We start from the raw sequence: 10471 nt of genomic DNA on the forward strand, positions 1-10471 counted from the left end.
GTTGTGACGGCTCAATTGTTAACGCAGACCTTAACGGCAGCGCCAATATCTTGAGAAAAGTAGCCAGAAAGTTAGGCATTGACCTAAACCGACTGGGTAGACGGTGTTTGACGACCGTAGCGAGAGTTAGATTGTGGGCTTTGCCACAATCTACTTTGTCAGCAGAATCCCCGCGTCTTTAGACCGGGGAGTGTCAAGTATCCTGCGATTGCCTCAAAGGGACAGCACTAAGCGATCGCCATCCCTTACTCAAATTATCACGGGAATTCTCCAATGCCGTATCAAAACATTACCGCCACCCTTTCACCCGCCGATGTCCAAGAAATCAAAGCCGCACTGCAAACCATCGAACAAAAGCTACCCTTCCTAGTTAACCTCACCACCGAAGAACGACGCCGACTCTATAAGATGGGCTCAAAAAGTCTCACCTTTGTCAACAATAGCCTCACCGCCGCCCAATCCAACCGCGACATCCTCCCCGCTAGCTTCGACTTAGAGGAATTTGCACGAGACTATCAGCTAGCGGCGGCACTCACTGATATTTTCTTCGGACTTCAACAACTCCATGAAAAGGTCGATGATACCCTCATGGCAGTCAGCAGCGAAGCGATGAGCAGCAGCTTATCCGTCTATGATTACGTGAAGACGGCAGCAAAAAAGACACCCGGACTCAAAATCCTTGCCGAACAATTAGGCGAACGCTTTAAAGCCATCCGCACTAAACCCGCCAAGATTGATTCAGTTATGTAGGCGCTAGACAGACTCATCGCTTACCAATAATACATCTCACGTTATCTTTCTAGGGTAGGGACACGACTATGTTGTGTCCTTAATTTTTGTTGCCTACTCATCGACGAGTGTTTAGAACTCATCAACCCGTCACATTTGCAGGGGCGGGTTTACCGATATCTAGGTGGGAAAACCAATATCTTGGTTAAACCCGCCCCTACCAACCCCTTTCTAATGACCGCATTTAATATGTGACAATTATTTCTCCAAATGGTATTACTTAAAGATGATCCATTCGGAGGAAGACACATTAGGGGACTAGCAGATAGTTTTTACTTTATACTCCCTGTGGGTTGACACCCGTATCACCCATGTTATTCACGACTGACCTCCTGCAACAGTTAACCCAGTCACAGGCAATTGAACGACAACCTCTCATCGTTTCTCCCTACACACCTGTAACTGAAGCCATTCGCCAAATGAACCAGCGCCGCACCAGTTGTGTGTTAGTCGTGGACACAGGGCAACTCGTGGGTATCTTGACCGAACGGGATGTCGTGAACATGACGGCATTGGGTATGGCACTGGAAGAAGTGGCAATTCAAGAGGTCATGACCCCAAATCCTATCACCTTATCTACCCAAGACGAGCAAGGCATTTTTGGAGTCCTCTACCTCCTACGCAAGCATCAAGTTCGCCATCTGCCAGTTGTTGATGAATCTGGTCAAGTTTTTGGCATCCTCACGCCTAGCAAAATTCGAGACGTCCTCAAACCCACTGACTTACTGAAATTCAAACTCGTGGCGCAGGTGATGACAACTCAAGTGATGCAAAACTCCCCAACGGCTTCCCTCATGCAAATTACCCAGCAAATGGCGATGCATCGTAAAAGCTGCGTTGTATTGACTGAAACTCGAAACGCTGGAGATATCATACCCGTTGGTATCCTCACCGAACGAGATATCGTTAAGTTTCGCACCCAAGGATTGGATTTATCGGCAACCCTAGCGCAGCAGGTGATGAGTCATCCTTTATTACCCGTTAAGACAAATGATTCGGTGTGGGTTGCTAATGAATTAATGAAACGGCATCACATTCGCCGTTTAGTAGTGGTAGACGATGCTGGGCGATTGGCAGGCATTATCACTCAAAGCACGATCCTAGAAGCCTTAGACCCTATCGAGATGTACACCACCCTGGAAATCCTGCGGCAGGAAGCACGGGAACAAGTGATGCAACTCACACAGGTTAATCAGCAATTGCAGGAGGAAATCACCCAACTGCAACAGCAACTTCAGACTGGCAACAGCATACCAGGGCAACAGCAAAATCCTCAACCCGCAGCCCCACAAACCCTAGCCAATCAAGCGAAAAGAACCTTTTTAGCGAACATGAGCCATGAACTGAGAACGCCACTCCATGCTATTTTGGGCTTTACTCAACTCCTAAAACGTTCTCCTACCCTATCCCCAAAGCAGCAGGATTATCTAGATATCATCAGACGTGCAGGCGAACATCTCTTGAGATTGATTAACCACCTTTTGGAACTGGCTAAGAACCCAGCAGACGAAACCATCGACAGGCAAAGTAGTTTTGATCTGTCTCAATTTCAGATGGAGGAACCCGCTTCAATTTCAACGGCGGCTCTGACTCCTGAAGCTCTGGTTAATTTACCAGCCGATTGGTTAGCGTCTTTTCAACAAGCCACGATTGAGGGAGATTTGGAGCAGATGCTAGTTCTCATCGAACAACTGCGTGAGGGTAATGAAGACTTAGCCAACGCCTTAGCGCTTCTCGCTCAGAATTTACGGTTGAAGGAATTATTAGATTGGATTGAATCAAGCTTGACCTAAGCTAGGGTGACGACGAATGTAAATTTTGGTAAACTAATGATTGAAAAGTCCAACTATAATAAACCAAGTTTTTACTCAAACGGTAGTTGCAGCAAGACGTTTGGGCTATAACTAGCGATCGCAAAAAGCTGGGCTGATTAGAGAATAAACCCCTGAAAGATGAGCCAAGACACAAAAGCCTTTTCCCAAGCCAGCATCTTAGCCGTTGATGATACTCCCGCCAACTTGCAACTGTTAACCGAGATGTTGTCTCAGCAAGGATATAAAGTCAGAATTATACCCGACAGTTCCTTGGTTCTCAAGTCGGTGTTAGCTCATCCCCCAGACTTGATTTTGTTAGATATCCTCATGCCAAACTTGGATGGTTATCAAGTTTGCCAAGCCTTAAAAGCCCATCCTATGACGCAGGATGTTCCCGTTATTTTTATTAGTTCCTTAAGTGAAGGATTTGATAAAGTTAAAGCCTTTGATCTAGGTGGAGTAGATTATATTACTAAACCTTTTTTAGCAGAAGAAGTCATTGCTAGAGTTGAAAATCAATTGCGACTCAAAGCCCAAGAAAAGCAACTGCAAGAAAAAAACAAGCAACTCGAATTAGCGCTAAAAGATTTGCAATGCACTCAAGCTCAACTCATCCAAACCGAAAAAATGTTGAGCCTAGGGCGAATAGTAGCGGGAGTTTCTCACGAAATCAATAATCCCATCAGCTTTATTTTTGGCAATCTTTGCCATGCCCGTCACTACTTCCAAGACTTGATGCGTATTCTTGAACTCTATCAGCAAACTTATCCCCATCCCACTCCAGAAGTTCAGCAATTAGTTGAAGACGTTGATTTAGATTTTTTAGCAGAAGATTGGTTAAAACTGACGGATTCAATGCAAGTTGGTGCAGAACGTATCCAGAAGATCGTGCAATCCTTAAAATGCTTCTCTCGCCTCAATGAATCTGAACTCAAGTCTGTCGATATTCATGAAGGCATTGATGACACATTACTCCTCTTGCAGCATCGGCTGAAATCTGAGTCAAATAGAGGTGAAATTCAAGTGATTAAAGATTACGGGCAACTCCCAAACGTTACCTGTTATCCGAGTCAGTTGAATCAAGTGTTTTTGCATTTAATTTCTAATGCAATTGACGCTTTAGACCAGGTGTCAAGAGAGATTAAAACGATTACCATTTACACCGACGTTAAGACCCAAAATAAGACTTTGGATTCAGGAAAAGCTGTGATTAAAATTACCGATAATGGAGCGGGGATGAGCCAAGAGGTCGTGGATAAAATCTTTGACCCATTTTTTACGACAAAGCCTGTAGGGAGCGGCACGGGATTGGGTTTATCCATTAGCCATCAGATTGTCGTGGAAAAACACAAAGGTAATATAACCTGTGTTTCTACTCCTGGGCAAGGGACGGAGTTGATTGTGGAAATTCCAGCTCTAGTCGAATGCTCCCATGGGCATCTCAATTGTTGTCGTCCCTTAGAGTTATGTTAGCGTTGGCATCGAGAAGCGATCGCCTTATTGACAAGCCCCCCAAACTGTTAAACGCTATCCTTCACAATTACCATGACAGCCGTTCGTGTAAACCTCAACTCTATTATCAAACTCACCAACGACCAATTCTACCAACTGTGCCGAGACAACCCCGATGTAAAATTTGAACGCAATGCCAACGGAGAACTGATTGTCATGCCTCCTACCGGCGGAGAAACGGGAAACCGCAACATTGAAATTGCCGCTGATTTTGTGATTTGGAACCGACAAACCCAACTCGGTGTGTGCTTCGATTCCTCCACCTGTTTTAATCTCCCCAACGGTGGCGATCGCTCTCCGGATGTCGCTTGGATTCAACAAGAACGCTGGAACGCCCTTACCCCCAAACAAAAAGAAAAATTTCCTCCCATTTGTCCTGACTTTGTTTTAGAGTTAATGTCACCCAGTGACCGATTAAAAGCGACTCAAGCAAAAATGAGAGACTATCTTGATAACGGTCTTCGTTTAGGGTGGTTAATTAACCCTCAAAACCAGACGGTAGAAATTTATCGTCACGAACAAGATGTTGAAGTTTTGCAATCTCCAGAAACTCTATTCGGAGAGGATGTACTCCCCGGATTTAGTCTCAATCTTCAATTCCTTTGGTAGAAATTTTTGTCTGAGCGCTCGCTTGAGGAACTCCAGTTTGTTATCTCTACCCTACACCCCCTATGAACACCACTACCCCAAAACCCGTTGACTGGGATGCTGTTGCCTCTGAACTGGCGGGGATGGATATCATCACTGAACCCAGTCAGGTGACGAAGTTATCCCTAGATTACTATCACTTCAGTCAAATCCTGCAACCGTTGCTGGGACATAAACGGGGGGATTTAGTGGTGCGTCCGACGAGTGAGGTGGAAGTCTTGCGGGTAGCGAACGTCTGCGTTAAGTATAAGGTGCCGGTGACTGTGCGGGGGGCGGGAACAGGAAATTACGGACAATGCATTCCCTTGCAAGGTGGCGTGATTCTCGATACAACTCGGATGAATGCCATTCGCTGGATTAAACCGGGATTAGCTTGTGTGGAACCGGGGGTAAAACTGGCGGCGTTTGATAAGAAGTCGCGGGAAATCGGCTGGGAACTGCGAATGGCTCCTTCTACCTACCGTACTGCCACAATCGGCGGTTTTATTAGTGGGGGGAGTGGGGGCATTGGTTCGATTAATTATGGGCAGTTGCGCGATCGCGGAAATCTGCATGGGGTTCGCGTCGTTACCCTAGAAGATGAACCCCATCTGATTGAGTTGCGGGGAGATGACGTGCAGAAGGTGAATCACGCCTACGGCACAAATGGTATTATCACTGAGTTAGAAATTCCCCTGGCTCCGGCTTATCCGTGGGCAGAAGTTATCGTTATTTTCGATAACTTTATGACGGCTGCCCGATTCGGTCAAGTTTTGGCGGATAGTGATGGTTTAATTAAAAAACTGATTAGCATTCATGCATCACCCATTCCCTCCTACTTTGCTGCCCTCAAAAGTTACCTTCCCGAAGGCAAGCACTGTGCCTTACTAATGGTTGCCGAATCTTGCTTAGAGCCGTTCCAAGATTTAGTGCGGGAGTATGGCGGTGAGATAACCTATCAGAAAACTGCCCAAGAAGCTAGCAAGGGCAACAGTTTAGCAGAGTTCACTTGGAACCATACAACCTTACACGCCCGCAGTGTTGACCCAAGTCTTACTTATTTACAAACGTTCTTTTTTACACTGGAGCGGGTGGAGCAACTCTATCATTACTTTGGGGATGAGGTGATGATGCATTTGGAATTTTTGCGGGTGAATGGCAAAGCGATTCCGGCGGGCTTGCAGATTGTTCGCTATACGACTCCAGAGCGGTTGCATGAGATTATTCGCTATCACGAGGAAGAGGGGGCGTTTATTGCGAATCCTCATACTTATATTCTGGAGGATGGGGGGAGAAAGATGATTGATGTTGAGCAGTTGAAGTTTAAGGAAAGGGTTGATCCGTTTGGGTTGATGAATCCGGGTAAGATGCGGGCGTGGGAGGAGCGGTAAGGGAACGGTTAAATTTTTTTAACGCAGAGGTACGCAGAGGGTTTCGCAGAGGGGCAAGGGAGGTTTAGAGAGTTAAGAGAGTTAAGAGGGGTTTTGGTGCAAGTTTTAGAAGAGAGTAGTTAGATGTACAGTTTTATTCCCCCAGAACGCTTTTTTCCCTATCTTACTTGGACTGATATCCAGGCAATGCCGGATAAAGAAAATACAGTGATTATTCAACCGGTGGGGGCGATTGAACAACACGGTTCTCACTTACCCTTAATCGTTGATTCAGCGATTAGTGTGGGGGTTCTGGGTAAGGCGCTATCTCAACTGGAACCTGATATTCCTGCCTATGCGTTGCCTAATTTGTATTACGGCAAGTCTAATGAACACTGGCATTTTCCGGGTACGATTACTCTTAGCGCTCAAACACTTCTAGCTATACTGATGGAAGTAGCGGATAGTATTTATCGGGCGGGATTTCGGAAATTAGTGCTGATGAATTCTCACGGTGGGCAACCGCAGGTAATGGAAATTGCAGCACGGGATATTCATCAAACCTATGGAGATTTTTTAGTGTTTCCTTTATTTACTTGGCGTGTCCCTAATACTGCCAAGGATTTAATTACACCGAAAGAATTAGAATTGGGAATTCATGCAGGAGACGCAGAAACGAGTTTAATGCTATCGCTACTGCCGGAACAGGTAAAAATGGAACGGGCTGTGGCAGAATATCCTCACGGGTTGCCAGACGATAGTTTACTGAGTATGGAGGGGAAGTTACCCTTTGCTTGGTTAACAGGAGAATTAAGTCAGAGTGGGACATTAGGCGATCCAACGCCAGCGACGAAGGAAAAGGGCGATCGCATTTTGGAATCTTTGGCTGAGGGTTGGGTACAGGTTATTAAAGATGTGTATCGGTTCCGACAACCGCAAGTTAGTAGCCCACCTCAGTAATTTTGAGGCTCTCTCTAAAAAGTATGATCACACTTCAGGAGTTCAGACTTTATTGAACTCCTGAACAATCTTAATAAAATGCCTTAGCTACCGGGCATTGTACCCGTATAGCTACTACCAGCACCACCTTCTGCTTTGTGATGCCATTGTCCACCTTCACCCTCTTCGTAGCTATTTTTAACAGAATTCCAAGCGACTTGGCGAGCCTGTTCGTCGTTCAAACCGTCTCGGGATGCACTGTTATAAGCAGCCTGGAAAATCTGCTGCGCTCCTTGAGGGAGTTTTTCTTTCACGTCATTCGGTAATTCTTCGAGTGTTTGAAAAGGCATAGTTATTCTCCGTTTAGATTATTGGTTTCATACCTATCCACTAGCAAATCAAACAGACACTCATTATTCATCTTTCTGTAGCTGTAGATACGGCGGCATTGAGTAGCGATCGCTAACCTTTCTGAAGGGTGACAAAATCTAACTGTTTTCCAAAAAACACAAGCCTTTAGATAGAGGGCAAAATATCGGCTACTGATTGAGAGCGAAGTTGACGGACTGATGTAGACTATCCGTAGTCCGAAATTCATCCATTGATTTAGCGTGTTCAGCAGATCCCCTTCTGACTCATCCCAACCCTCTCAAAAGTTGCCCGACCAGCGGTGGCAGATTGCACCAGCACAGGCAGAACCTGCTCAACAACTTGCTCAAGCCACTGGACTATCGCCCCTACTCGGTCAGGTATTGCTCAATCGGGGTATCGAAACCATTGAACAGGCGCAAGTCTACTTAAATCCTCTAGTCCAAGACATCCCCGCGCCCATGGATGAGTTTCCCGATTTGGTTATTAGTGTGGAGATGCTTAAAGAAGCGATCGCAGAAGGCGAAAAAATTGCGATTTGTGGGGACTACGATGCTGATGGCATGACGAGTACTGCCTTGTTACTGCGGGCGCTGCGCTGGTTGGGGGCGGATGTAGACTATGCTATTCCTAGCCGCAGGAAAGACGGTTATGGTATCAACAGGCGCATTGTCGAAGAATTTGCCCGTAAAGGCGTCGGACTGATTCTTACCGTTGATAACGGTATTTCTGCCCATGAAGCGATCGCCACAGCCGTAGAATTAGGTCTTAGGGTTATTATTACCGACCACCACGACTTGCCCCCGGAACTGCCGGATGCCGATGCAATTCTTAACCCGAAACTCATTCCCGTATCCTCTCCCTATCGGAGTGTAGCGGGTGTGGGTGTAGCTTACATCTTAGCCGTGTCTTTGGCGCAGGAACTGGGTCAACTGAAAGGATTGACAACCCAACTGCTAGAGCTTTTTACCCTAGGAACGATTGCCGATTTAGCCCCGTTGATTGGTATTAACCGCCGCTGGTTAAAACGTGGTTTGAGTCTGCTGCCGCAATCTCAATTGGCAGGGATTCAAGCCTTAATCCAAATGGCGGGTGTGAGTGAAGACCAAATTGCCCTCAAACCAGAAGATATTGGCTTTAAACTAGGACCTAGAATTAACGCGGTTGGTCGTCTGTCAGACCCTCAGATTGTCATTGAATTGCTCACAACTAGCGACCAAGGGGTAGCTTTAGAGAGGGCGATGCAGTGCGAAGAAATTAACCAAAAACGCCAGCAACTGTGCGAGGAAATTGAAAAAGAAGCGATCGCACTAATTGAAGAGACTCAGTTAAATTGGCAACAACAGCGGGTTTTAGCGATCGTTCAACCCAACTGGCATCACGGTGTTATCGGCATTGTGGCATCTCGTTTGGTGGAACGCTATGGGGTGCCAGTGTTTATTGGCACCTATGAAGACGAAAACCAGGAACACATTCGTGGTTCAGCGCGAGGAATCCCCGAATTCCATGTCTTTGAAGCCTTGCAATTTTGCAAAGACTTACTCGGAAAATTTGGCGGACATCAAGCGGCTGGCGGCTTTTCCTTACCTGCTGAAAATTTAGAGGCTTTTCGCGCTTCCCTCAGTCGTTTTGCCCATCAATGCCTAGAACCCCAACACCTCAAGCCGCTAGTTGTCATTGATGCTGAGGCAGAGTTTAAACAAATTACGCCGACTCTCTATCAGCAAATTGATGCCCTTCATCCCTGCGGCATTGGCAACCCCGATCCTATTTTTTGGACACCTAATGTGCGGGTGGTTGAACAAAGGCTTATCGGTAAGGGACATCTTAAGCTTACCCTGAAACAAGATAACCAACCTGTTGAAATTAAAGCGATCGCTTGGCGTTGGGGTGAGTACTTTCCACTACCGCCGCGAGTGGATATCGCTTATAAATTACGGGAAAATAACTGGAATGGCAACCTTAGTATTGAGTTGGAGTTAGTTGGTATTCGCTTGCCTACGGCTACCCCGTCTTCATCCAAGAAAGCCGAATTCTATTACAACCAACGCCGCTACATCTGTAGCTTGTGCGAATCCTTAAACGAATTAAGAATTAAAAATTCTGAGGGCAAAGTCTTAGCGATTCAAAAAGGGCAGCGCCGGGGACTTTTGGGCGTTAAACGGGAAGAGGCTAAGGAGGTTGATGTCACGCAGCCTCCATATTATCAGCTCATTAAAGCAGCAACCCGCGCTTTGGAACTTCGCTGAAGAGAAGAAGAGTTCAGAATACAGAAGTTATAGAATACTTTCTGAACTCCTGAACTCCTGAACTCCTGAACTCCTGAACTTCTAATTTTAAAGATCGCCTTTAAAAGCTGCCAGCGCAAAAATGACTACCGGTCCTGCAATCACAACCAGCGCTAGCATAGTTAGTTGGGCAATGACTTCCCAATTGATGTTCCCTAAGAAGCTCAGATCTATTCCTAAAAGACCCAATAAAGCCATATCTATGAATCGTCCTCCCGAATTAACCCAACGAATTGGATAGCGAAATTGAAAATCTATCGCTTAGATTTTACTGGGTAATCGCTCCCCATTTTAAGGAACTTTACGAAAATATACAAAACGCAATGAAACGGCTATCGTCTCTGCTAAGGCTCAAAACCCGTTAAGCTGGATGGGATTGGAACCTATAGCCCCTGGTTAAACGTAATGGCGACTTGGCGTTGTGTAAAGCAATGTGGCGCTTGCTGTCATCTAGATCCAAGTGAGCGTCCTGACTTAGAGACTTATCTCACCCCGGAAGAATTAGTGCTGTATCTGAGCATGGTCGGGGAAGGGGGATGGTGTGTTAACTTCGATCACACTACCCGCGAATGCCGTATTTATCCCAACCGTCCCCGCTTTTGTCGGGTGGAACCTGAGGTTTTTGAGGATATGTATGGGGTTGAACCCGCCGAATTAAATGACTTTGCAATTGATTGCTGTCACGAGCAGATTGAGGGAGTGTATGGCGATCGCAGTCTGGAAATGTTGCGCTTTAATCGGGAGGTGGGGATATAGGGGGGCA

The 10471-nt window shown here is 46.2% G+C and carries 10 protein-coding genes and 1 pseudogene; 9 read left to right on the plus strand and 2 right to left on the minus strand.

Going from position 1 to position 10471, the window contains the following annotated elements:
- The 7 genes and pseudogenes from IQ257_RS30440 to IQ257_RS27310 all read left to right on the plus strand — a co-directional run.
- Positions 1–182, plus strand: a pseudogene (locus tag IQ257_RS30440) (RNA-guided endonuclease TnpB family protein); the annotation flags it as partial.
- Positions 183–273: 91 nt separating this feature from the next.
- Positions 274–750: a hypothetical protein gene (locus IQ257_RS27285; protein WP_193880838.1), complete on the plus strand. Its 477-nt coding sequence runs from the start codon at positions 274–276 to the stop codon at positions 748–750.
- A gap of 350 nt (positions 751–1100) precedes the next feature.
- Positions 1101–2582, plus strand: a complete 1482-nt coding sequence (locus IQ257_RS27290; RefSeq protein ID WP_193880853.1) for a CBS domain-containing protein — start codon at positions 1101–1103, stop codon at positions 2580–2582.
- Positions 2583–2741: 159 nt separating this feature from the next.
- Entirely contained in the window at positions 2742–4076 is a 1335-nt protein-coding gene (locus tag IQ257_RS27295; RefSeq protein ID WP_193880856.1) for a response regulator, read from the plus strand.
- 72 nt (positions 4077–4148) lie between these two features.
- Positions 4149–4724, plus strand: coding sequence for a Uma2 family endonuclease (locus IQ257_RS27300; protein WP_193880859.1), 576 nt, complete (start codon positions 4149–4151; stop codon positions 4722–4724).
- Positions 4725–4786: 62 nt separating this feature from the next.
- Positions 4787–6133, plus strand: coding sequence for an FAD-binding oxidoreductase (locus tag IQ257_RS27305; protein WP_193880862.1), 1347 nt, complete (start codon positions 4787–4789; stop codon positions 6131–6133).
- A 123-nt stretch (positions 6134–6256) separates the two neighbouring features.
- Positions 6257–7072: a creatininase family protein gene (locus tag IQ257_RS27310; protein WP_193880865.1), complete on the plus strand. Its 816-nt coding sequence runs from the start codon at positions 6257–6259 to the stop codon at positions 7070–7072.
- An 83-nt stretch (positions 7073–7155) separates the two neighbouring features.
- Here the strand turns inward: IQ257_RS27310 and IQ257_RS27315 are convergent, their stop codons facing one another.
- Positions 7156–7401, minus strand: coding sequence for a ChaB family protein (locus IQ257_RS27315; protein ID WP_193880868.1), 246 nt, complete (start codon positions 7399–7401; stop codon positions 7156–7158).
- A 261-nt stretch (positions 7402–7662) separates the two neighbouring features.
- On the opposite strand from IQ257_RS27315, the gene recJ reads away from it, so the two are divergent.
- Positions 7663–9669 carry a single-stranded-DNA-specific exonuclease RecJ gene (gene recJ / locus IQ257_RS27320; RefSeq protein WP_322744481.1) on the plus strand — a complete coding sequence of 669 codons (2007 nt, stop codon included), beginning with the start codon at positions 7663–7665 and terminating at the stop codon, positions 9667–9669.
- An 87-nt stretch (positions 9670–9756) separates the two neighbouring features.
- Here recJ and psb30 read toward each other — a convergent pair whose 3' ends face one another.
- Entirely contained in the window at positions 9757–9906 is a 150-nt protein-coding gene (gene psb30, locus IQ257_RS27325; RefSeq protein ID WP_193880871.1) for a photosystem II reaction center protein Ycf12/Psb30, read from the minus strand.
- Positions 9907–10113: 207 nt separating this feature from the next.
- Between psb30 and IQ257_RS27330 the strand changes: the two genes are divergently transcribed.
- A complete protein-coding gene (locus IQ257_RS27330) occupies positions 10114–10464 on the plus strand; it encodes a YkgJ family cysteine cluster protein (protein ID WP_193933376.1) in 351 nt (116 codons plus the stop codon).
- Positions 10465–10471: the final 7 nt, after the last annotated feature.

It is taken from the genome of Coleofasciculus sp. LEGE 07092 (assembly GCF_015207375.1).
Classification (GTDB): domain Bacteria; phylum Cyanobacteriota; class Cyanobacteriia; order Cyanobacteriales; family Coleofasciculaceae; genus LEGE-07092.

What these genes read in the sequence shown, in the direction of transcription:
- IQ257_RS27285 (WP_193880838.1), top strand. Translation starts at nt 274, where the DNA reads ATGCCGTATCAAAACATTACCGCCACCCTTTCACCCGCCGATGTCCAA.
- IQ257_RS27290 (WP_193880853.1), top strand. Translation starts at nt 1,101, where the DNA reads ATGTTATTCACGACTGACCTCCTGCAACAGTTAACCCAGTCACAGGCA.
- IQ257_RS27295 (WP_193880856.1), top strand. Translation starts at nt 2,742, where the DNA reads ATGAGCCAAGACACAAAAGCCTTTTCCCAAGCCAGCATCTTAGCCGTT.
- IQ257_RS27300 (WP_193880859.1), top strand. Translation starts at nt 4,149, where the DNA reads ATGACAGCCGTTCGTGTAAACCTCAACTCTATTATCAAACTCACCAAC.
- IQ257_RS27305 (WP_193880862.1), top strand. Translation starts at nt 4,787, where the DNA reads ATGAACACCACTACCCCAAAACCCGTTGACTGGGATGCTGTTGCCTCT.
- IQ257_RS27310 (WP_193880865.1), top strand. Translation starts at nt 6,257, where the DNA reads ATGTACAGTTTTATTCCCCCAGAACGCTTTTTTCCCTATCTTACTTGG.
- IQ257_RS27315 (WP_193880868.1), bottom strand. Translation starts at nt 7,401, where the DNA reads ATGCCTTTTCAAACACTCGAAGAATTACCGAATGACGTGAAAGAAAAA.
- psb30 (WP_193880871.1), bottom strand. Translation starts at nt 9,906, where the DNA reads ATGGCTTTATTGGGTCTTTTAGGAATAGATCTGAGCTTCTTAGGGAAC.
- IQ257_RS27330 (WP_193933376.1), top strand. Translation starts at nt 10,114, where the DNA reads ATGGCGACTTGGCGTTGTGTAAAGCAATGTGGCGCTTGCTGTCATCTA.